Annotated in this window: 19 protein-coding genes and 1 pseudogene; 9 read left to right on the top strand and 11 right to left on the bottom strand. The window is 47.2% G+C overall.

The window, feature by feature from the left end:
• The first annotated feature begins 95 nt into the window (after positions 1–95).
• The 8 genes and pseudogenes from MiSe_RS22390 to folP all read left to right on the top strand — a co-directional run bounded on the left by MiSe_RS22390 (position 96) and on the right by folP (position 6000).
• A complete protein-coding gene (locus MiSe_RS22390; protein ID WP_226585050.1) occupies positions 96–926 on the top strand; it encodes an SWIM zinc finger family protein in 831 nt (276 codons plus the stop codon).
• Positions 927–931: 5 nt separating this feature from the next.
• Positions 932–1510 (top strand): Uma2 family endonuclease, encoded by a 579-nt coding sequence (locus MiSe_RS22385; RefSeq protein ID WP_226585047.1) that lies wholly within the window; start codon positions 932–934, stop codon positions 1508–1510.
• A 202-nt stretch (positions 1511–1712) separates the two neighbouring features.
• Positions 1713–2621, top strand: a complete 909-nt coding sequence (locus MiSe_RS22380) for a Uma2 family endonuclease (RefSeq protein ID WP_226585045.1) — start codon at positions 1713–1715, stop codon at positions 2619–2621.
• A gap of 365 nt (positions 2622–2986) precedes the next feature.
• Entirely contained in the window at positions 2987–3418 is a 432-nt protein-coding gene (locus tag MiSe_RS22375; protein ID WP_264196643.1) for a tetratricopeptide repeat protein, read from the top strand.
• A gap of 100 nt (positions 3419–3518) precedes the next feature.
• A pseudogene (locus tag MiSe_RS53950) lies at positions 3519–4033 on the top strand (CHAT domain-containing protein); the annotation flags it as partial.
• 65 nt (positions 4034–4098) lie between these two features.
• Positions 4099–4824: a triose-phosphate isomerase gene (gene tpiA, locus MiSe_RS22365; RefSeq protein ID WP_226585043.1), complete on the top strand. Its 726-nt coding sequence runs from the start codon at positions 4099–4101 to the stop codon at positions 4822–4824.
• A 158-nt stretch (positions 4825–4982) separates the two neighbouring features.
• Positions 4983–5129 carry a hypothetical protein gene (locus MiSe_RS22360; RefSeq protein WP_226585041.1) on the top strand — a complete coding sequence of 49 codons (147 nt, stop codon included), beginning with the start codon at positions 4983–4985 and terminating at the stop codon, positions 5127–5129.
• 1 nt (position 5130) lies between these two features.
• A complete protein-coding gene (gene folP / locus MiSe_RS22355) occupies positions 5131–6000 on the top strand; it encodes a dihydropteroate synthase (RefSeq protein WP_226585039.1) in 870 nt (289 codons plus the stop codon).
• A 47-nt stretch (positions 6001–6047) separates the two neighbouring features.
• On the opposite strand, the gene MiSe_RS22350 is transcribed toward folP, so the two are convergent.
• From MiSe_RS22350 to MiSe_RS22315, 8 genes are all read right to left on the bottom strand, one after another.
• Entirely contained in the window at positions 6048–6866 is an 819-nt protein-coding gene (locus MiSe_RS22350; protein WP_226585037.1) for an SPFH domain-containing protein, read from the bottom strand.
• A 164-nt stretch (positions 6867–7030) separates the two neighbouring features.
• Entirely contained in the window at positions 7031–8155 is a 1125-nt protein-coding gene (locus MiSe_RS22345) for an RNA-guided endonuclease InsQ/TnpB family protein (protein ID WP_226585035.1), read from the bottom strand.
• A gap of 903 nt (positions 8156–9058) precedes the next feature.
• Positions 9059–10702 (bottom strand): alpha/beta hydrolase, encoded by a 1644-nt coding sequence (locus tag MiSe_RS22340; protein WP_226585033.1) that lies wholly within the window; start codon positions 10700–10702, stop codon positions 9059–9061.
• A 42-nt stretch (positions 10703–10744) separates the two neighbouring features.
• Positions 10745–14575: a PAS domain S-box protein gene (locus MiSe_RS22335; protein ID WP_226585031.1), complete on the bottom strand. Its 3831-nt coding sequence runs from the start codon at positions 14573–14575 to the stop codon at positions 10745–10747.
• Positions 14576–14795: 220 nt separating this feature from the next.
• Entirely contained in the window at positions 14796–15215 is a 420-nt protein-coding gene (locus MiSe_RS22330) for a secondary thiamine-phosphate synthase enzyme YjbQ (RefSeq protein WP_226585029.1), read from the bottom strand.
• A 56-nt stretch (positions 15216–15271) separates the two neighbouring features.
• Complete coding sequence (locus MiSe_RS22325; protein ID WP_226585027.1) at positions 15272–16354, bottom strand: glycosyl transferase; 1083 nt, start codon at positions 16352–16354, stop codon at positions 15272–15274.
• 123 nt (positions 16355–16477) lie between these two features.
• Complete coding sequence (locus MiSe_RS22320) at positions 16478–16630, bottom strand: hypothetical protein (RefSeq protein WP_226585025.1); 153 nt, start codon at positions 16628–16630, stop codon at positions 16478–16480.
• 329 nt (positions 16631–16959) lie between these two features.
• Positions 16960–18132, bottom strand: a complete 1173-nt coding sequence (locus MiSe_RS22315) for an aminotransferase class V-fold PLP-dependent enzyme (protein WP_226585023.1) — start codon at positions 18130–18132, stop codon at positions 16960–16962.
• Positions 18133–18259: 127 nt separating this feature from the next.
• On the opposite strand from MiSe_RS22315, the gene MiSe_RS22310 reads away from it, so the two are divergent.
• Positions 18260–19930 carry a TM0106 family RecB-like putative nuclease gene (locus MiSe_RS22310; RefSeq protein WP_226585021.1) on the top strand — a complete coding sequence of 557 codons (1671 nt, stop codon included), beginning with the start codon at positions 18260–18262 and terminating at the stop codon, positions 19928–19930.
• A 261-nt stretch (positions 19931–20191) separates the two neighbouring features.
• On the opposite strand, the gene MiSe_RS22305 is transcribed toward MiSe_RS22310, so the two are convergent.
• The 3 genes from MiSe_RS22305 to hemF form a co-directional block, all read right to left on the bottom strand.
• Positions 20192–20590 (bottom strand): hypothetical protein, encoded by a 399-nt coding sequence (locus tag MiSe_RS22305; RefSeq protein ID WP_226585019.1) that lies wholly within the window; start codon positions 20588–20590, stop codon positions 20192–20194.
• 553 nt (positions 20591–21143) lie between these two features.
• Positions 21144–21512, bottom strand: coding sequence for an STAS domain-containing protein (locus tag MiSe_RS22300; protein ID WP_226585017.1), 369 nt, complete (start codon positions 21510–21512; stop codon positions 21144–21146).
• A 339-nt stretch (positions 21513–21851) separates the two neighbouring features.
• Entirely contained in the window at positions 21852–22898 is a 1047-nt protein-coding gene (gene hemF, locus MiSe_RS22295) for an oxygen-dependent coproporphyrinogen oxidase (RefSeq protein ID WP_226585015.1), read from the bottom strand.
• Positions 22899–23449: the final 551 nt, after the last annotated feature.

Below are 23449 nucleotides of genomic sequence, written 5' to 3'. Positions count from 1 at the left end.
CTAATGGCTAATGGCTAATGGCTAATGGCTAATAGCTAGTCAAACAGCAATTAACAATTAGCCATTAGCAATTAGCAATTAACAAAGGAAAAAAAATGACTAACGACCAAACACAAAGAGAATGGTGGGTGCAAGGGTGGCTGGATTTACTCAACTCCTACCGCTTCAAGAAACGGTTAGAAAGAGCGCGAGATTATGCGCGTCAGGGTAACGTGCTTAGCTTTGAGTTTCAAGGACCAAAAGTAGTTGCCCAAGTTAGGGGGAGAGAACAACCTAAATATGACGTTTCTTTGTGGTTAGATCCTTTCAGCGATGAACAATGGGATTATGTCATCGAAACTTTATCCCAGCAGGCGATATTTTCTGCAAAACTGTTAGCGGGGGAAATGCCGCAGAATATCCAAGATGTGTTTACGGCGAATGGGTTGTCTTTATTTCCGTTTAGCTTATCTGAAGTGCGATCGCATTGCAGTTGTCCGGATAAAGCCAACCCTTGCAAGCACATTGGGGCAGTTTATTATATATTGGGCGATCGCTTTGAGGAAGACCCCTTTGTCCTATTCCAATTGCGGGGTCGTTCCAAAGAAGATATTCTATCCGCATTGCGCCAAATGCGAAGCGCTGCGGGTGAAGCATCTGACTCAGAAACATCCCCGATTCCACAACCTCCACCACCCCCTTCATACCCGCTACAAATCAACCAATTTTGGCAATATAACGAACCTCTGGAATCTTCCCTAGTTGTAATTGCACCCCAAGGTAGCGAGACAGTTTTAGATGTCTTGGGGTCAATTCCCCCGATAAATGAGGCAGAAAACCGCTCAAAAGGTCAGGATACTCAGGTTGTAATGCAGTATCTAGATGGAATTTACAAAAATGTCAGCCAGCAGGCGGTGTTATCAGCAATGAATGTAGAAGGGAGTTGACAAAAATGACAGTTACACCTCTGGAAAAAGAAGCAGAACCAATTTTAATCGACGGGTTAACCAGGCGCGAATTCAAAGTTGTGGAACAGCTAATTGATCGCCCAGGAGTCAGACTATCTTTTCTGGATGGAGTTTTAGAGATTCGTAAAAATCCAGGGAAAAAACACGAAACTATCAAAGAACGCATCGGTGCTTTGTTGGAAATATATATGGAATTTTTGGGGTTAGATTTTACTCCCACTGGTTCTATGACCTGGGAAAGTGAATCTGGACGAGTCAAACGGGAAGCCGACAAATCTTATGAACTAAGTCCTGATAGAGAACGTCCCGATTTAGCAATTGAAGTTATCGTCACTAGTGGAGGGATTGACAAACTCGAAGCTGACAAACCTCTGCAAATTCCTGAAGTTTGGTTTTGGGAAAAAGGGCAACTGTCATTTTATGCGCTGGGGGATGAGGAATATGAAAACATCCTTCAGTCGCAACTACTCCCCAATTTAGATGTAGCGCTGTTGATGCGCTGTATTAACTTACCAAATCATACTCAAGCTTTGGGAGAATTTCGGCAGGGAATCCAGAGTTAATAGTTGCAAAATAGAAGAAGAAGTCGCTGGTAACTATCCAGGACTTAAGCAAAGAAACTGGGTTTATATGAAAAATTGTCGCGTTGGAAGTAGTAGCACAGCGCATAAAATGTTCGCTTTTACAGAATATATCGCCCGTTCCCTACGCTCCAAATCCGGTTTCTAAGTTTTGTTATCATCTCTAATCCATTCCGGAATCGCCATGACTCAAAGCACAAACCCAAGGATTCTTCCTCCTCCGTTTCCCGACCATACCCAACTGCCTGAATCAGACGGTACGTTTGTGAAGAATTTTCAAGAACATCCCCAAAGTATTCTACTCACCGACTCGATTGGCCCGGTTTTACAAAGCCTGCACCCCGATGGACAGTATGCAATTGGGCAAGATTGCGGCATTTATTGGCGCGAAACCGAACCGCCGGAACAAGGTGCAGAAGCACCGGATTGGTTCTACGTGCCGAACGTTCCTCCCCTGGTGGATGGCGAAATTCGCCGTTCTTACGTGCTGTGGCGGGAATATATTGCGCCTGTGATTGCGATTGAACTGGCGAGTGGGGACGGTACCCCAGAACGCGATCGCACCCCCCTATCGCGCACTGCTGCTGAAACCAGAAAACCGGGCAAATTCTGGGTTTACGAGCAAATTGCCCACATTTCCTACTACGCTATTTTCGTCATCAAGACGGGCGAACTAGAGGTTTACAACTTGGTAAACACTCGATACCGCCGCCTGACACCAAACGAACGAGGACACTATCCGATCGAACTCTTGGGAGTTGAATTAGGAGTTTGGCAGGGAAGCTATCAAAATCAAACGCAGCGGTGGTTGCGCTGGTGGGATAGTCAGGGTAATTTACTCCTAACCGGCACCGAGCGAGCTGAAATCGAGCAGCACCGAGCCGAACAGGAACGCCAGCGTGCCGAACAGGAACGCCAACGCGCCGAACAGGAACGCCAGCGCGCCGAACTTGCTGAACAAGAGAGAGCAGCTTCCGCGCAAGCGCGACGGGAAGCGATACCGCGCTTGCTGGGTTTGGGTTTAACGGTAGAGCAAATAGCCGCAGCATTGGGATTACCGCTGGAAGAAGTGAGGTCGTTTATGCAGGAGTAGGGGCGGCGATCGCATCTTGCACCCGATCGCGCAGCTGCAGCGAAAGTCCACTCAAGTGGACTAAAAACTGCTCTGGAGTCCACTTGAGTGGACTTTGGCTATTAGCCTCAGACTTAAGTCTGAGGCGGGTGAGAACTTCGGTGCCAGATCTGATATCATGTCCGCTTAATTACTGGCAATAAAAACTTCGACCCGTCGCCGCGTCGCCCCGTCTGGGCGTCAGCCCTAATTATAAGTGTTCAACCGGACATGATATGAGGGGCGATCGCAACTCCAAATCACCAAAAATTGCATAAGTCTTCAAATCCCAGAAATATGAATAAATAAGTAATACTCTTATGCCCTACTGATGAAGGATTTTCTCCATGCCTCTCCAAAGCAGACTAATTGCGCTGATGACTTTCTTGGTTACGATTCAGGTTAAAGATGGATTGGCAACTTCTTTCGATGGGCAATTAATCCAAAATCCAAAATCTAAAATGCAAAATTCCCAGGTATTGGCACAAACCCCAGAACCCCGAAAAGCGGAAGCAGATCGACTGTTTCAGCAAGGGATTGAGCTATTTCAAGCAAATCAATTTCAAGCAGCAATCCAGTTTTGGAAACAGGCACTGAATATTTATAGGGAAATAGGCGAGCGCGATGGTGAAGCTAATTCCCTGGGCAAGCTAGGCAATGCTTACTATTCTCTAGAGCAATACCAGCAGGCAATTGAGTTTTTTCAGCGGCAACTAGCTGTTGTACGACAGATTGGCAACCGTGCAGGGGAAGCCAATTCTCTGTACGCTCTGGGCTAGGCTGATAATTTTCAAGGCAAATACCAACAAGCAATTGAGTTTTTTCAGCAGACACTAGCCATCGCAAGGCAGATGGGTAACCTGCTACAATTCCCGGGACCAATTTAACCGCGATACTGTGTTGTTGATGAATGATTATTCGATTGTTCACCTCGCCACTCACGCGGCTTTTTTAGTTGGTCAGCCGGAAGATTCTTTTATTATGTTTGGTAATGGTGACAGGGCAACGCTGCGCGATGTGGAAACCTGGTCGCTACCCAAGGTGGATTTAATCGTCCTGAGTGCCTGCCAGACGGCTGTAGGCGGCAAGTTAGGCAACGGGGAAGAGATTTTTTGGGGTTTGGCTACCAAATGCAGCGTACAGGCGCGAGAGCAGCAATTGCCACGTTATGGTTCGTAGAGGATGGCGGCACGCAAGTCTTGATGGATGCCTTCTATGCCACCTTGAAGCAAGCCAATATCACCAAAGCCGAAGCCCTAGGTCAAGCGCAAATTGCCTTGATTACGGGGCAGCAGCGCATTAACAGCAGTCTACCGCCACAAGTGAGTAACCGCCTGGGTCACCCCTTCTACTGGGCACCGTTTATTCTGATTGGCAATGGTCTTTTGCCCTAACTGACCCCTTAAAGTCATAAACTAAAGTTTGCAATTGTAATAGTCTGAACTTGACAGAGTGACCCGTGCGGAAAATCGTTATTGCTGGCAACTGGAAAATGTACAAAACCCAGGCTGAAGGCACTGAGTTTTTGCAAGGATTTATGCCCACCCTGGAAGAAACTCCCCCAGACCGGGAAGTTATTCTCTGCCCTCCCTTTACAACGCTAGGCATTCTCTCTAAAAATTTACATGGGAGTCGGGTACAATTGGGCGCTCAAAACCTCCACTGGGCGGATGCAGGAGCGTTCACCGGCGAAATCGCCCCGGCGATGCTGACGGAAATTGGGGTGCGTTACGCTATCATCGGTCACAGCGAACGGCGGCAATATTTTGGCGAAACTGACGAAACGGTGAATAAACGCCTCAAAGCCGCCCAAAAATACGGCATCACTCCCATTCTCTGCGTCGGTGAAAGTAAGCAACAACGGGATGCTGGCGAAACTGAATCGCTGATTATTTCCCAACTGGAAAAAGGTTTAGTCGATATTGACCAAAACAATCTTGTTATCGCCTACGAACCGATTTGGGCGATTGGTACCGGCGATACCTGCGAGTCAAAAGAAGCGAATCGCGTGATTGGTTTAATTCGCAGTCAGTTAAGCAATCCCGATGTGCCAATTCAGTACGGTGGTTCGGTTAAGCATGATAATATTGATGAAATCATGGCGCAACCGGAAATTGATGGGGCACTTGTAGGAGGCGCGAGTCTAGAACCTGCTAGTTTTGCTCGCATTGTTAATTACAAGTAGGGGTAATTGGTAATAGGTCATTGGTCATTGGTCATCGGTTATATCAAATCCGCTTTCATTACCCCCTTGCAAGCCGAACGACTCGCATTCGCGGCTACACAAACAAAGACCGCCTGCGCGGTCTGTAAGAATGAATAAAGGGGGTCGTTAACCCTGATTTGGTCTTATATCATTTCTGGTTGCATCGCAATTATGATGGCGCGGTTGGGACAATTACCAATTACCAATTACCAATTACCAATTACCAATTACCAACAAAGCTAATTCCACGGGATGCCACCGGATTTGATACGATCGATCGCTAAAATGAGTATTGACAGAGGAAAAAAAATAAACTTGCTACCAATGACTGTGGGCGATCGCTTTTTCAACTGGGGAAAACGCACCTATTTAATGGGCATTTTGAACGTTACCCCCGATAGCTTTAGCGACGGGGGACTGTTCAATCATCCAGAGGCTGCATTAGCACAAGCTCGCTATTTAGTCAAGGCAGGGGCTGATATTCTGGATGTGGGGGGTGAATCGACTCGTCCCGGTGCGGCGGAAATTTCCCTAGAAGAAGAACTGAATCGGGTAGTCCCAGCAATCGAAGCAATTCGTCGGGAATTGTCCGTACCCATTTCTGTGGATACCACAAAAGCAGCGATCGCTCGCGTCTCTGTCCTCGCCGGTGCGGATATCGTCAACGATATTTCGGGAGCAACTTTTGATTCCCAAATGTTACCAACTGTAGCAGAATTGGGGGTTCCGATTGTGTTAATGCACATGCGGGGGACGCCCCAAACTATGCAAAACATGACGGATTATGAGGATTTAATTGGGGAGATTTATCAGTTTCTGCAAGCGAGGGTAGAAGCTGCGATCGCATCGGGTATCGACAAGTCTCGCATTATCCTTGACGCAGGTATCGGTTTTGCTAAAACCTCCGACCAAAACTTAGAAATTCTGCGCCGCTTGTCGGAATTTTCCAGTTTAGATTGCCCGATTTTAGTCGGGGTATCGCGGAAGAGTTTTATCGGTCGGATTGTCAATCAAACCGATCCGCAAGCGCGAATTTGGGGGACGGCGGGTGCTTGTGCGGGTGCGATCGCATCTGGCGCAGACATTTTACGAGTCCACGACGTGCAAGAAATGCGCGATGTTTGTCTTGTCGCCGATGCTATTTTCCGACGTTAAGCGAAGATTTTAGATTTCATGCAATTTGAAATCTAAAATCTTTCAGCTTAACTAGCTTTTGTTGCTTCGCCGCCCAGATCTCTGATTTGATCGCTAATTTCATCTGCAACCATCAATTCGGATACAGCTTCTGACATGTCTTTCGGGTTCATAAAGACTATCTTAGAATTCGGGCTTTCTCCCAGTTTATAGTTAGCATCCACAAATTTTTGAGCCAGGAAAAACTTCAAAGCTTCCTGACCTTTGGGGTTATCTTTCAAAACATCAGAAATTTGCCTCATGTAATCTGCGACGCCTTGAGCTTGCAATTTGGCTGCGTTTCTTTCAATTTGAGCCGCCTTTTCTTTTTCGATGGAAGCGACAATGTTTGGCGCTAATTTAATTTCCTGAATTTCCACCCTCGTAATTTCGACGCCCCAAGCTTTGGTCACTTCTTTGATTTCTTCCGTCAGTCCTTGGCTGATTTCTCTGCGGTTTGAAAAAGTTTTTTGTAGTTCCATCTGACCAATTTGAGAACGCATGGCGGTGAGAACTAAATTTTTCAGCGCGTTTTCCAGATCTTCAACTTCGTAGTACGCTTTATACAAATCCGTAACCTTCCAGTAGATGATCGCATCCACCTTGACTTGGACGCTATCGCTGGTGAAGGCTTCTTGAGGTTCGATATCGATCAATTGTTCCCGTGTCGTTTCTTCCCAAACAATCGTGTCTAGGAAAGGCACGATGAAGTTCAGACCGGGTTTGAGGGTACGTTTGTATTTACCCGTTTGCTCTACAATGGCTTCATACCCTTGGTTGATCACCTTTGCCGATCCCACGGTTGAACCCAGGATTAGCAAGATAAAGGCGGCAATAATCCCATCCATAACAAGTTTTCTCCAACTCTATTTTTGATTGAAATCCCAGGATTTCAAGTTACAGAATTCTTGACACTCCCCTAGCTAAAGCTGAGGGGATTCTGCAATCAACGTCAGAGTTTGCTCGCTTCAGGATTGCACCAACTAGCGTAGTGACCCCAACTCCTACAGCGTTACTTCCGGGATGCCCTCCCGTAGCTTGCTCTCGCAAGATTTAAAATATTTATCGCCGCATTTTCGTCTCGGTTCAATCGACATCCACACTTACAAATGTGAGTGCGAGTTGATAGAGACTTCTTCACAATCCCATCACATTTACTACATTTTTGACTTGTATAGTGTGGTTTTACGGCGACAGCTTGGCGGCTAAACTTGTCAGCAAAATACTCAATCCACTGTCTAAACTGCGCCCAAGCAGCATCATTAATTGACTTGGCTAGACAGTGGTTTTTGACCATGTTACGAACAACTAAATCTTCGTAGGCTACTAGGTCGTGAGTCCTGCAAACGTTACGCGCCAGTCTCTTGGCATGTTCATTCCGTTGCCTACTTACTTTTAGGTGTTTTTTAGCGAATCTTTGCCGCGCCTTACGTCGCCCGTTTTTGCCTTTCTCCTTTTTGTAGATGCGACGTTGAACCTGTTTAATAGCTTGTTCAGCTTTTCTCAAAAAACGCGGATTTTCCTCCTGGTGTCCGTTGGAATCTGTGTAGAAAAATTCAAGTCCCACATCCAATCCAATGGCATTTCCGGTTGGTTCTAGTTGCTGTTTAGTTTCAGCATCAATAGCAAATTGGCAGTAATAGCCATCAGAGCGACGCACCAACCTAACTCGCTTGATTGATTTGACTGGATAGGTATGAACATCCCACTTACCTAACAGCTTTAACTCACCAATACCTTTGTTGTCAGTAAAGGTAATCCGGCGGTTAGTCGAATGCAGTTTCCACCCACTGGTCTTATACTCGACCGAACGGTTGTCTTTTTGGAAGCGTGGATATCCTTTTTTACCCGATTTTTTGGACTTACAGTTGTCGTAAAATCGGGAAATTGCAGACCATCCACGCTCAGCCGCAGCTTGCACTGCCATTGAGTTTAGGTCTTTAACAAATGAGAATTCGTTGCGTAGTTCTGTCGAGTACTTGTTTAGAACAAAACCATTGATTTTGCTTTCTTTTGGCGCATCCATCCAATACCGAATGCACTTGTTTCTCACAAACTGAGTTGTCCGAATGGCTTCTTCAATTGCTTGATATTGATGAGTGGTGCGTGCTTTAATTTTGTACTCTAAGACCAGCATTGAATCGACCTCTCAATGTTCTATGTGTACTATAGTATATATGCTGACGGGCGTCATGGCGGTTACATGAAGAATCTTAAACTCGAAGTGAGATTGACTCAGTACGAAATGTTGCAGCTAGAGCAAGAGGCTCTTAGGCGAGACATGACTAAATCAGAATTAATTCGTAGTTTGATAGCTCGATTCCCCGAACCACTAATTCAGAAGGATGTGACGGGACTTAAAAGTCCCGCTCGCGCAAAACCCCCACGTAAACGATGGGGGTTTTGCGCCTCTCGTCATGATTAATAACCCAAAACGCGAGCGACCGCAAGGCTGTCAGATGCGGTGCTTTCCGCGGCTTCACCTCGATCCTAATCTGCGCTCGCCCAACTTGATGCCAGGAGTTATATCGTGTCCGGTTGCATCGGTTGCGTTTGGAGAGCAAAGGGGATGGGGGAGCAAAGGGGAGCTGGGGGAGAAAAAACGCTTTTTCGCACAATCAACTATACACAACTGATCTCTCGCGGACATGATATTAGCTATAAAATCAATCCTTATAAAGCATGACTAGGCTAGAAACCCGGTTTCGACCTGGATCTCTCCCAACCAAACCAACGATTTTTGCTAGAAACCGGGTTTCTTTGCCTAAGTCCTGTCCCGCTCAAGCATGACGAGACGCGCTTGCACCCCCTCTAAAAGGGGGGATTGGGGGGATCGGGACTAAAACAGGTTTCGTCAGTACAAGAAGTTAAAACCTACCCACCGACTGGGAGAAAGTTGACGACCCAGTATCCCGCTGCCAGGCTAGGATTTTGACCGCCATTAGGCAGAAGGATGGCGCTAAGGGTTCCTGAGTTTTCAGGATATTAAGACCGCAATGTCTTAAGAATCCCCGTACCAACAGGCGCGGGGAGTGTCAATCTACCGACGCGCGGTTATTTGCAGCCATCGGTACACGGTTGCGGGTAGTTGGGTGTTGAAACGCAAAGGCAATTCCTGGCTAGAAAGCGATTGGGCGTAGGCGGGCGTTAAAAAGGGTTCGTAGGTTTTAGCCTCTGGTGTCAGTTGTTTGATAAACGCTAAACTAACTCCTTGTAGCAATTGATGCAATGGCTCTACATCATCGCCGATGCGCTCTTGCACCAAGGTTCTTTGAATGCCCAAATTACTTGGATCTCCGACGCTGAGGTGAGTACCGCCAATGACGGTTATAAGGTATTTTTCGCCACCGAGTTGCGTGAATGGTTGCAATTGGTGGTTCACGGCTGGGGTAAACGCATCCTCAGTTCCGGATAAAATCAAGGTCGGGATCGCGACTTGTTTTAAACCCGTTTTACCAAACAATTGACCGACTACGGGGTTAAGAGCGAGCGCATTTTTTACCCTTGCATCCCCCAATTGTAAGCGGCGAGAGGGCAATTCGGAGGCGGCGCACTGCAACCATTCGGCGGGAGACTTAGAAAGCAAATCCGTTGATTTACACGACCGCCGCAACTCGTCTAATTGCAGTTCCCCACCCGCTAACGCCAAAGCAGTATAGCCGCCCAAGGAATGACCGATAACGCTGACCAATTTGGTGTTAAACTTCCCTTGCCAAGTTCCGGGTTGCTCGTTTAACAGCTCAAGTTCATCGAGTAAAAAGCTGATATCTTTGGGACGGTCGATAAACTCCGACGGGGAGATTAAATCCCCTGGATTGCCGCTAACGGACGCTCTAGATAGCCAATTTACATTACTACCTGGATGTTCTAAAGCAGCTACCGTGAGTCCGTGGGAGGCTAGATGGCGGGCTAAATACCTTAAAAATCCTCGGTCGGCACCAAAACCGTGAGAGATAATTACCAGCGGACCCGGATCTGGTGGAGTAAGGTCGTAGCCATCCAAGTTGGAATTCGGGTGATTCGAGTATATGTCTACGGGAATCAAACGATCGCGCTGTCGGTCCCAAAAAGTCAAGGTTTGCTCTTCCACGCGCCCAAAACCCCTTTGTGCGGGGTTAAACGGCGGATCGAACCCAGTGGTGTCGCTGGCGAGTTCCCGTTCCAGCATCGGACCGAGGACTTGGCTTTCCCAGAATGATGGGTTGAATTGTAACGCTAGTGCGATCGCTCTCGTCACGTCTATGGTGACGCTTTCCCCCGGAAATGCCCGCAACAAGGAAATTGCACTCAACCCGTTGGCTTGACGCGCCGCGATCGATATGGCAGCCTGTACTTGCTCGATGCTGCTATTGGGCAGAGCATCTCCTAAACTTTTGATAACTTGTTCTGCCGCCGGACTTCGCAGCCAGTCTTTAATTACTCTATCTGTAATGTTCGGGTCAACTTGCAGCCGCTGTAGCAGGATATTCCGCACATCCTGATTCAACACCACCGAGAAGGATCTCAGGTTCCCAGGCAATTCGCCGGTTTTGGCAAAACGTTCCAAGTCCTCGATCTCGATCGACTGCTCAAACGGTCCCAATCGCAGGAGTAACCGTTCCGCTGCCGATACAGGCATTGCCCAGCAAGAGCCTAGCATTAAAGCCAAGGTACAGAGAAATTTGTGCGCTAATTTCACGGTCATCGATTCACAGACATTTAGGAAAATAGTATTACAAAGCGCCGCTCAACTGATTCCCTGGCGAATCGGTATTTCTATCCAAAATTCCGTTCCCTTACCGGGTTGGGAAATACAATCCAAAACGCCACCGTGTTTTTCTACTACAATTTGGTAGCTAATCGATAATCCCAAACCCGTCCCTTTACCGACTGGTTTTGTGGTAAAGAAAGGGTCAAATAATTTGGCTTTTACTGTTTCAGTCATTCCCGGTCCGTTGTCGGCAATTCGCACTACTAATTTTTCCCCGTTTTTGACTTCTGTGCTAATCTTAATTTTCGGAACTTTGTTGTTTTTCTCTCCTTGATTTTCCGGCTTCCACCTGTTTTCTTCTAACGCATCAATCGCATTGTTTATGATGTTCATGAACACTTGATTTAGTTGACCAGGGTAGCATTCTACCTGTGGCAATTCGCTGTATTCTTTAACTATTTCAATCCCCACATAGTCTGATTTTACTTTCAGCCTGTTTTGCAATATTAGCAGCGTGTTTTCAATTCCTTCGTGGATATCTACTGCTTTCATTTCCGCTTCATCGAGGCGGGAAAAGTTCCGCAACGATAGGACTATTTGACGGATGCGTTCGGCTCCCATTTTCATCGAACCGAGTAATTTGGGCAAGTCTTCTGCTAAAAAATCTATTTCGCAGTTTTCGGCTTCATCTTCAAGTTCTGCGGGTGGATTGGGATAATGTTCTTGATAAAGCCCCAGCAGCTTCAGCAAGTCTTGGGTGTATTGTTCGGCGTGAACGAGATTGCCGTAAATAAAATTAACCGGGTTGTTAATTTCGTGGGCGACACCCGCAACTAATTGTCCCAAAGATGACATTTTTTCTGTTTGAATTAATTGGGTTTGAGTTTGTTGCAGCTGTTGTAAAGCTTGTTCGAGTTCCAAGGCTTTTTCTTGCGCTTCTTGGGCAGAGTTTTGCGCTTGGGTGTATAGTTCGGCTTGGTATAGCGCGATCGCTAGTTGATCCGCCACCGCCCGCAGCAGTTCCACTTCTTCGTCGCACCAAGTTCGCCCATTGTCGCACTGGGCGCAAACCAGCAACCCAATTGCCCCAGAAGGCGTTTGTATCGGTAAAGATACTATTGCCCTATATCCATATTTATGATATAATCTCCTACCCTCTAGATTTCGGGAGTTTTTCAAATCGGAGGCACGCAAGATTGCCTGGTTTATTAGCTGTTCGACCAGGATATTGGCTTCGACTGGATAGACGCCGACTTGAGAAGCTAGGGTGGGAATCTTGGCTTCGGTGACGACTTGCCAAACGGGGGGTGCAGATGCGGGGCGATACCAAACAAAGTTGCACCGATCGAGTTGCAACAAGGTCTGGATTTCTTGTACGGCGGTTTCCAGGATGGTATTCACGTCCAGGGAATTGCGGATATGGCTGGCGAGTTGGTTGAGTAGCGCTTCCCTTTGCGCCAGGAGTCGATACTTTTGTTCCGATGCTTGCAATTCTTGCGCTTGTCGTCTGCGAAAGGTGGCGTCTACGCCCAAACCAATTAAGCCGATGATGTTGCCGTCTTTATCTTTAATTTTGGCTTTGGTAATTTCCAGATAATGCTGTTGACCATCTACAAACGGCAGACTTTCTTCCGAATGATGGGGTAATTCCTGCGACCAGCAAGCAGCATCGGACGCCATGCTGTTGGCTGATGCTTCTAATCCTAATATTTCCGAATAGTGGGAAACTTCGAGAAAGCGCGATTCGGGTATGCCGACGTTTTCGCAGAAGGTTTTATTCACAAACTGCATTTTCCCGTTGCGATCCGTCATCCAAATCCAAATCGGGGTATTATCTAAAATCGTCCTCAAAGTTTGCTGTTGTTTGGCGAGGGCGGCTTCGGTTTGTTTGCGCGAGGTAATATCGGTAATCATGCCCAAGGTTCCGGCATATTTACCCTCTGTATCGTAGATGGGATTGGTAGAAACAATTGCCCACAAATCTGAACCATCTTTGCGGGTAAATTTAAAATCGTTTTGTTCGGCGATTCCTGGGCGACGATGTTCTAATTTGGTTTTAGCGATCGCAATTCCCTTTTCGTCCATAAATGCTACCAAAGGTTCGCCTAGCATTTCTGCGACGCGATATCCCAACATCGCCGCCATTTGGGGATTGACAAAGGTTGTCATCCCATTTTCATCTAGCATCCAAATGCCTTCGTTGGCTGTTTCTACGATGCGACGATATTGTGCTTCGCTGGCTTTTAATGCAGCTTCTGCTATTTTACGGTCGGTGATATCGTGCATCGCTACAACCGCACCGAGTTTGTTCCCAGAGGCGTCGATAATCGGTTGACCCGAAGCAAGTAAAGTCCGCGGTTTTCTATCTTTGGGGACGAGTACCATTTCGACGTTGCGAATCGTTTCTCCCCGAAATGCTCTAAATAAAGGAATCTCTTCGGTTGGCATTGGGGTTTTCCCGTCGGGCATGTAGATGTTATAGTATTTTGCCCACATTTCGGGGGGAATCGGTTGTTCGGGTAAGCCGCAATAGTCGCGGGTGGCGCGGTTAAATAAGGTTAAAGTGCCGTTGGCGTCGCAAGCGACGATACCGTCTTGCAGGTTATCTAGCAAAGCGTTGAGAAATTCCCGTTCTCGATACAGCGCTTCTCGCGCTTGTTTGCGAAAGGTGATGTCTCGCGAAATTCCCATGACGCCGATAATATTGCCGTTGCGATCGCGGTAAGCATTTTTAGTAGATAAATAAGTCCGAGTCAAGTTATCCCTCGTGACCTCTTCTTCCAAAATCTGGGTTTCCCCCGTTTCCATAATGCGACGATCCGTTGCTTGAATCTGACGCCATATTTCCTCTGGCATTAATTCGCGATCGTCTTTGCCGATAATTTCTGCTACGGATTTTCCCATGGCGATCGCACCCGCCGAGTTAATCATCTGGTAGCGTCCTTGAAGGTCTTTCACGAAGATGCTATCGGGAGTACCTTCGATCACCGAACGCAATAAACCGTTGCTAATTTCTAACTCTTCTTTAGCTTGTTCCCGTGCTGCTTCTGCCATCTTGCGTTCGAGGATTTCGCTTTCTAGCTGTTGCACGGTTTGCCTTAATTGGGCAGTACGCGCTTCGACTCGCAACTCTAACAGTTCTTTTGCTTGGATTAACGCTGCTTCCATCTGCTTGCGTTCGGTGATATCTTTCATGAAGCAGTGATGTCCGATGAACCTATGTTGGGCGTCGTAGGCGCAGACCATCACGACTTGCTTGTAAAAGATCGACCCGTCTTTGCGAATTCCCCTTGCTTCCGCTTCGACTTTGCCGTCTTTGAGCATTTGTTCGTAGGCGGCTATTAATTTTTCTATGTCTTCCGGATGAACGGTCAAAGGCCATTCCATGCCGATCATTTCTTCTGGTTCGTATCCCGCTGCGTTCGCATAAGCTTTATTGGCGCTGATATATCGCCCTTGGGTATCTAAGCGCGAAATTCCCTCTACCGCATTCGCCAGCGCTGCACTCAAATCCCGCAGTTCTTGTTCAGCTTGCTTTTGTTCGGTGATATCCCGCGCCACTGCATAAATTAAACCTTCTTCTAAGTAGGGTGCTGCATTCCAGATTAGCCATTTATACGACCCGTCTTTGCACAGGTAGCGATTCTCAAATCGGATCGTTTCTATCCCACTGTCTAGTTTTTTGACTTCCGCAATCGTTGCTTCCCGGTCTTCCGGGTGAACTAATTCCAGGAAAGGTTTGGCTAAGAGTTCGCTTTGTCTAAAACCCAGGGTTTTTTCCCATGCCGGGTTGACGTGCTTGAAATAGCCGTCTAGTCCGGCTATACACAGCAAATCCAACGACAACTTAAAAAAACGGTCTGCCATTGGCTTTGACCTGTGGGATTTTTTCCGGATGCCCGTTGGGCTTGAATTGTAGCTTAGCAATTTTGCCATCCCTCCCAGGCGTGATTTTTTAATTATTTTCTATTTTTTTAATTATCCTCAAAATTTTCACCGTTTGGGGATAGGGGGTTGCTATCTTTTTTACAAAAGTTATAACTTGGGCAAAACTAAGCAGATCAAGTACCGCGAAAGCACAAATTATCTAGTTGCCGGAAATATGGACGACGAGTTCTCGAATATACCCGTGTTGCCGATGTTCCCAAATATAAATGCCTTGCCAGGTTCCCAGTAACAATCGACCGCGATCGATCGGTATCTGTTCCGATGTTTTTGTCAGGGCGGTGCGGATGTGGGCGGGCATATCATCTGGTCCTTCGGCGTTGTGGATATAAAGCCGATCGTCTTCTGGCACTAGCTGGGAGAAGAAGTTTTCCAAGTCTTTCAGCACGTCCGGGTCAGCATTTTCTTGAATCAGCAAGCTAGCCGAGGTGTGGCGCAAAAATAAGCTACAAAGTCCGGTTTCTATCCCGGATTCGCCGACAACTGACTGAACCTTGCCGGTAATCTTAGACAAAGATTTGCCAGTTGTTTGAATTTTAAGTAACTGTTGGTAATGGGTCATGGGTAATTAGTCATTGGTGATTTAGCCGGGGTAAATGCGATCGCTCCTGGCAATGACTACCGTTGGAAGTAATTTACAATCGCTTGGGCGATCGCGAAGCTGCCTCGTTTATCTAACCGTTGAGTTTTAAGGGGCGGTTGTAGGGGTTGGTGGAGAAATTCCCAACTCGTCGCGAAGAACTCCGATGGGTGAATAATTTGATGATACCCATAATTTTGCATCCCTTCGATAAGTAAGGGAGATTCGGCAAAGCCAGAGCGAGTCAGGGATACGATCGGCAATTCTAAGCGCAACGCTTCCGAAAAAGTACTGTAACCCGGTTTAGAAATGACTCGCCCGCACAGCGGCATAAAATCCACCGGACGCAGCGAGCGCTCTCCGATTTTAATTAAATTGGGTAAATCGGGAGCATTGTCATCAAAGCTGATAAATTGCCAATCGGGAAATTGACTTAAATTCTCGTAGGGAATCGCCTGCAACCCCAATCCACCAAAGCTGAGCAAGATTGTTCTTTCCGGTGGTGCAGTTATATTAAACCGCAATCGCAACTCCTCTGGACTGTAATGAGGTGTCCCACCAGTTAAACCCACATCTTCAATTACCCGAAACGCCGACATGGGTTCATTTAACGGGAGACGAAACAAGCGATCGCATAAACCAAAACAATCCTTAATCCACTCAGCTATTTCGATAAACTCTCCCCCCCAAGCTCCATAAATAAAATCCCAGCCAAAGTTACTCAACATCCAACAAGGTATCCCCGCAGCTTTGGCGATAACAGGCGCTAACGGCGGAATATCTGCCAGCATTAATCCCACTCGATTTTGCCGGATAAAGCCAACCTCTCCCGCAATAATCGATTGCTGAGTAGAACGAATGTGCCGCAATTTTTCCAAAGTGGCATTTTTATCCATCGTTAAACTATCCGACTGAATCACCCCCACATCAAACGCGCGGGGTCGATGGATAAAATCTCCCGGAATATACGACTCCAACAACCAACGCGGCGCTGTCGTGACTAAAATTAGCAGAATTTCTGGGTTTAACCGTTGCACTTCTGCCGCGACCGAGGCGGCGCGCACCGCATGACCGAATCCGTGATTGGTAATCGCAATATATAAAACAGGTCGAGTTTTCAACACATCCTCACCGATTTAATCAACCGCCAAGACGCCATAGACAAGGGTAGCGACTTCCCGAAGCGTAGAACGCCAAGCAAGAAGAGAAGAAGATAGGTGGTCCTGTAGCGCCGAAGCGAGTAATCAGAGGAGGAAGCGGGTTTCTGAGTTTTGGCTGTCTAATTCTTGCTCAATTTTCCCCACTTCTACCTTCTGCCTTACTCTCTTCAGTACTCTAACATTCCCTATCTTCTTCTTTTCTCTTACCTTCGCGCCCTTCGCGTCTTCGCGGTTCATCACATATAAGCTTAGCTTATTAAACTAATCTCTAATTTTTAAAGATTAAAACCAAGTCAAGGAACCATAACAAATTATTGATAATTATTCTTAATTATTTCACTATTTTAGGGGGGTTGACGAGTTTGAAGTTTTGTGTTGAAATATTATTATGCTTAACATTCGGATAATGGGAATCCGTGCGCCCATATATAACCGTAAAAATAGCCATAATATCAATATAACTCAAACATGGAAACTTGCGTACAAGAGTTGGCACCCCTATCGCTCAAAATGTCAGGAAAAATTGATATTTAACCAGTCTAAAAGCACCGGCGCGGCGACGGCAGCTAAAGGGCGGACTTGACAGAATCGACAACATCGAGTAGGAGATGGATTTCGGATGGGAAAGTGAAGTAGTGGACGCAGGCGCGGACGCAGTCTGGGAAGCGAATCGTGCGGATAAAGCAGTTTTGTTGTTCGAGAAGTTTGACGAATTGATTGTGGGGGATACCTTTAACTTGGAAAGAAACAAGACCGGCGGCGGGAGGGGAAGTATTCAGACAGTTGATATAAGGTAACTCGGATAAGCGTTGCCAGAGATAGTGACTCAGATGCTGGATTTGTTGCAGGCGTTGTTGGGGAGAACCCCATCGCTCGTGGAGAGCGATCGCTTCCGCCAAACCTGCCATCAGTGGATAAGCAGAGGTAGCAACTTCATAACGTCGCGCATCGGATTGCCAGCGAATCGGATTGCCGCTGCTATCGGTAACAATGCCGCGCCAGCCGATAAAGGTAGGGTTTAAAGATTCTAGAGCATCGGGTGAGATGTAAAGACCGCCGAGTCCTTCCGGGCCGCACCACCATTTATGACCAGTAAAGGCATAAAAATCGATGGGGATTTCGCCCAGATTTAACGGCAGCACGCCGACAGATTGGGCAGCATCGACTAAAATCCTTGCCGAAGAAACATTTTTGCAGGCTGTGGCGATTTGGGCGAGGGGTAAAACTTGTCCTGTATTCCAGAGGATGTGACTGATTACTACTAGGCGGGTAGAAGGTCGCAGGTGTTGGACGATGGCTGCAACTGGGTCGCCTCGATCGAGAGTTTCGACGAGGGAGCAAATAGAGATTTCAATGCCAAAACGGCGCTGGAGTTCTTTGACTGCGGCGACAATGCCGGGATGTTCGCAGTCGGATATTAATATATGGTCGCCCGCAGACCAATCTATGCCCCAGAGGGCAATATTGCACCCGACGGTGACATCTTCGGTGAGGGCGATGGAAAGTTTGGAGACGCCGAGTTGGGATGCGATCGCCATGCGGGTGCGATCGGCTTCGATGTCGATCCAATCGTTAACCGCACTGGAAAATGGACCTGCTTGCTGGATGAATTGGTAAGCTTGGGAAATTGCTGCGAGTGCCAAACTGGGAAGGGGTCCAGTACCGCCATAATTGAAATAGGCTTTATTCGCCAAAGCTGGAAATAAGGCACGGTGTTGTTCGGTTTTTGCGTCGGTCATGGTTGTGGGTGGGAAGGGTGGCAAGATTGAGTATTTTAGGATTAAACCGCCAAGAAGCCAAGAACGCCAAGGAAGAGGAAGAAGAGGAGAGTTCGCAGTCTGTGGAATTTATTGGTAAGTTAAGGTTATGTTGTTGACTGCGGAACTGCTACTAAGTTACCAGCGCTGTGAGAGGCGAGCTTTTCTGGATGTTTATGGAGATCCTGAACAGCTCGATCCGATCGGCGATTTTCATTTGAAACTACAACAGGATCGGTTCGCCCAGGAACGAACTGTTTTGGCAGGGAAAATTTATCGCCAACCAGAGTATCGTAAGGGAGATTGGCAAGCGGGTGCTAGAGCGACCTTGGAATTGATGCACCAAGGGGTGGAGGCGATCTATCAAGGGGTGTTGCTGGCGCAATTGTCGTCAGATCGGGTTTGGGACGAGGAAGACTCTTGTTCTCTACCGAGTAATGATGACCAAGAAGACGCGGTGACGCAAAGAAGGGGTGACGGGTCGAGTGAAAATTTCCCTGTCTCAGAGTGTCAGAGCTTCAGACTGTCCTCTTCCCCGCGTCACGGTGTCCCCCCGTCACCGCGTCTTCTTCCACATACCGCGATGCAACAGGCGGGGAAAGTGGAAGCACCTCGCTTTGTCACTTTATTAAGCTGTGCGGATTTATTGGTTAAACAGCCGGGAGAATCTATTTTTGGGGATTGGTGTTACGTTCCCTACCAAATTGAACTGGGCAAGCGTCCCAAGCAGGATTATCAAATTATTGCCGCGTTTCACGCTTTTGTCCTGGCGGCGGTACAAGAAAGTTTGCCGGAAACGGCGTGGTTGATTTTGCGCGATCGCCCGCCCTATCAGGTCAATTTACCAAAAGTTATGCCCAAGATGCAGGGTGTTTTGCATGAATGCATCGCTTTGCTGCAACAGCAGGAAGAACCAGAAGTGTTTATTTCCCGTCAGCGGTGCAATCTTTGTCGCTGGTACAGTCACTGTTACGCACTAGCTCAATTCGAGCAACATTTGTCTTTGATACCGGGGGTGAGTCCGAGTCGATACAGTTACTTGCGAAGTCTCAACCTAACAACGGTAGAATCCCTCGCTGGCGCGGATGTCGATTGGTTAGAACCGACCATCGAAAGAGATATTGCGATTCAATTAGTCAGACAAGCTCAATCCGTCTGGCAAAATAAAGTAATTTTAAGCGATTCTCCACCTTTCGCGGCGGATGCGTTACCAACTGCGCCGATCGAACTTTATTTCGATATAGAAGCCGAACCAGATATTAATTTAGATTATTTGTTAGGGGTTTTAGTTGTAGATAGGGCAGCCAAAACAGAAAAATTTTATCCTTTTTTGGCAGAAAGACCCGAAGATGAAGGTTTGATTTGGGAACAGTTTTTAGAGTTGGTTTCCTGCTATCCCGACGCGCCGATTTTTCATTTTTGCGACTACGAAGTCGAGACGGTAAAACGGTTAGCCAAGTGCTATAAAACACCCTACGATCAAGTTAAATCCATCCAGGCGCGCTTTGTCGATATCCACTCACGAGTTAAACAAGCCGTAACGTTACCAGTGCAAAGTTATGCACTCAAACATATTGCCCGCTGGTTGGGTTTTGAATGGCAAAATCCTCAAGCAAATGGACAGTTATGTATATATTGGTATGACCAGTGGTTAAAGGTAAGCGATCGCCACTACCTCGACGCAATTTTACGCTACAACGAAGACGACTGTCGCGCTACTTTGTTGGTCAAAGATTGGCTTGTAAATTTAATTGAAGATTCGCAGCAAAATCCAGCTTAAATTGCTAATTAATGATAATAATTGGTGACAAACAGCGCGATCTAATTCATGGTTTTACCTGGTTTCATTGGTGGCCTCTGACCGCTATCTAAAATGCACGCGATATGCCTTTGCAACCCTGGCGCGAACGCACAGTATTGTTCACACCAAGAGCATACACTACCGATGCCACCAGACATGATATCACTTGTAGTAATATACGCTATACTCCACCCTCACCCAGGTGTATTGCCATCGGCTGTAACCCGCTGTAAATGCCGTTCAAGCTCGTTTTTTAGCTATCAATACTGCACCGGGCAGTATAAAGAACGCCTGGGTAAATTGCCCATTTTCATCCGACTTAAACTCAATACTAAAACCAGAGTGCCCCTGGAGATTGAACTCAGTTCCCCGCTCGGGAACTAACACATTCTCCCTCTCTCCTTGAAATGTTGCTGTCAAAGTCTCATTCTTCAATGCAATAGTTAAAGTAGAACTGTCCGATGCAAATTCATAAATGCCAACAAATTGTTGTAAAAAGCTTTTCTCAGTCAGTTCTCGCTCTGCTTTTCGGATGAATACTATATGCTTGACCTCTGGATCTAGCTGAATCGCTAAAGAGGCAATATTTCCCTTGAGGTCTGTAGAAAATGAGAACTTGATTCGAGGGTCCAATTGCACAATGGTCGCTGCAAAAACATCATAGTAATAATGGGCTACCAGGTAGGCGCAAGACAATAGACGCCGGACTGGGGAAAAGGGAAACCCGAAAAGGGGGAAGGATGAACAAACTTTTCCCCTTTTCCCCTTTCCCCCTTTCCCCCTTTCCCCTTCTCCATTTGCCACAATGTCCCATCTTAGATGGGTAGCCCATTTTGTACGATCGCGATCGCTACTCCTGGCACTTGCCATTGTTTGAGTGTTTCTTCTACGAATGGACGGAATTCGCTCAGATCCCATTGGTCGTTCATCAAAAGCCTCGTTGATGCAGTGAACGAATAGCTGATTCAATGGTAAGTGACAAAGAAGCGATTGTTTGTCTGATTTTGCCAAAAGAAAAGTGCTTTGCGAGTATTGAGCGCGAAGTAAAGCCATCTGGGGCGCCCTGCTTGCGCCTTACCGCTTTACCAAACGGCAGGATTTTTCTGCTTTTGTGCCCATATAAAATATTCTCCTCCCGTAAAAGAGAGGAGCTTGCTTGATTTGTTACCAATGCTGAAGATACAGCCAGCGCTTAACCTACCATGCTGCGGGGAACTCCTTCGAGAGCTTCTTCCTCGGTTTCAAAGATTTCAAATACCGAATCCATCATAGTGACTTCAAACACCAATCTAGCTTCGGGATGCACGTTACAAATCCGAAAACTGCCTTTTACCTTGTCGGCATCTCTCATGCCTGCGACCAATGAGGTGAGGCCAGAACTGTCAATAAAACCAACTTGACCTAAATTTACCACCACGTGACGGCTGAGTTTGGAGATGCACTCCTGCAATTTCAAGCGAAATTGCCACGCCGTTGTGATATCGAGACGGCCTTTAGGTGTTAAAACGATAACAGTCGTGCCGTCTTGGGTTGTGTGGGTTTTCTGCTCGATGTGAATCACTGAACTTTCCGTTAAATTCGTATAGATGTACAGCGTTTGATCTTAACTTTACCCAAATCAAGCCAAAAACGAACGCAGCCAGCTTTAGCAATTGGCGACGCCGGTGGTTGATGAGCGGAATTTTGGGGAACCCACTGGGCGAACAACAATAGTTTCTTTTTTGTTAAGTATATCCGTCAACTGGTAGGAGCATATATCCGAAAGAACAGCCAGCCGCCTGATGAGATACTTTAACAAGCTAAAGTATACCGCAGCAAGTTGCTTCAACTGAAAAATATTTGCAACTTTTTACCTTTGGTAGCGAGGGATCGAATTGCTGGCTGCTCATCTCGTGGAAGATTATTTCACTTCTGAGTTAGACTCGGACCAGTTCGCCCAATCTTGCGGCTTGAGGAAAGTGTCGTATAACTCTGCTTCGCGGGACTTTGGTTCTGGTTGATACCCGTATTCCCACCGTACCAATGGTGGCAACGACATCAAAATCGACTCGGTGCGCCCGTTGGTTTGCAGGCCAAAAATCGTACCCCGGTCATAAACCAGGTTAAATTCCACGTACCGCCCCCGACGATACAGCTGGAAATTCCGTTCGCGATCGCCATACTCCAACCCGCGCCGTTTTTCTACAATCGGTACGTATGCCGGGACAAATGCCCCGCCGCAAGATTGTATAAAACTAAACAAATCTTCCCAAGTACGCGGAGCTAAATCTCCCACGCCCTCGCTGTAAACGCCAGCCGTTCCGTTTGCATCTGCGCCTCGGTACAGTTTGCCCCTGCCGTCTTGATAGTCAAAAAAGATACCGCCCACGCCCCGCGTTTCCTGACGGTGTCTGAGATAAAAATATTCATCGCACCAACGTTTAAAAGTAGGATAGTACTCGCCATGATGGGCATCGCAAGCGGATTTTATCGTTTTGTGGAAATGAGCCGCATCTTCGGCAAAGGGGTAGTAGGGTGTTAAGTCCACACCGCCACCAAACCACCAGACTGGCCCTGCTTCAAAATAGCGATAGTTCAGGTGTACTGTGGGAATATAAGGATTGCGGGGATGCAACACCATGGAAGTGCCAGTGGCGTAGAAGCGATGACCGGCGGCTTCGGGGCGCTGGGTCAAAATGGAAGGAGGCAGGTGGTCGCCCCAAACTTCGGAAAAGTTGACGCCGCCTTGTTCAAACACAGCACCTTCGCGGATGACGCGAGAACGACCCCCACCGCCTTCGGGGCGCACCCAGGAGTCTTCCATGAAAGTGCTACTACCGTCGGTAGTTTCCAGTGCTTGACAAATTTGGTCTTGTAGGTGGCGCATAAACTGGCTCACCCTGGATCTTGAGTCAGCGGGTGGCACAGAATGGGTTGTGATTGTATCGATTGTGGAAAAAGCGGTCATAATCTCAAAAGAATCGATTAAGTGAATTTCAACCGAACAGATGTTGAATTGTGGTGGTTGAGCCGCTCCTCGCGCCTATTGGTACGGGGATTGCTGGCTGGAAGTTGGGGATAGCTTTTCGCCCGGAACCTTGAGGAACGGCTATCTGGCTAACCTTTTCCAGCTATGGGGAGAACTGCTCTACGGGGCAATCAGTACACCGGCTAAAGGACGCGCTTACTAATCTCTCAGTTTACTGGCATATCGCTCTCTTGCCTCCCTGAAGTCCGGCTCGGACCTTTGATGATAAACATCTGCAATCAGAGCAACCCTGATTACTGACTCTAGCCACCTCGACTAGAAAACCATTGGTTGACTTTGCAGCACTAAGATCCGTCAAAGTTATTTCAACCACAATTTTTACTATCACCGATAACTTCGTTTCCCCGTTGTTTCGACTTAGGCGCGTCAGCTACCTAAAAAGATGAGGCAGTGAGACGCCGTCTGTTTAGAGCGGGTTGCTGACATCGTATAAGTGAGGGCGAATAAATTCGCCGCTGCGCGTTTGGGTC

Origin of the sequence: Microseira wollei NIES-4236 (genome assembly GCF_020521235.1) — a bacterium.
In the GTDB taxonomy this organism is placed as follows: Bacteria; Cyanobacteriota; Cyanobacteriia; order Cyanobacteriales; family Aerosakkonemataceae; genus Microseira; species Microseira wollei.
This window is presented reverse-complemented; position numbering and strand designations above follow the sequence as displayed.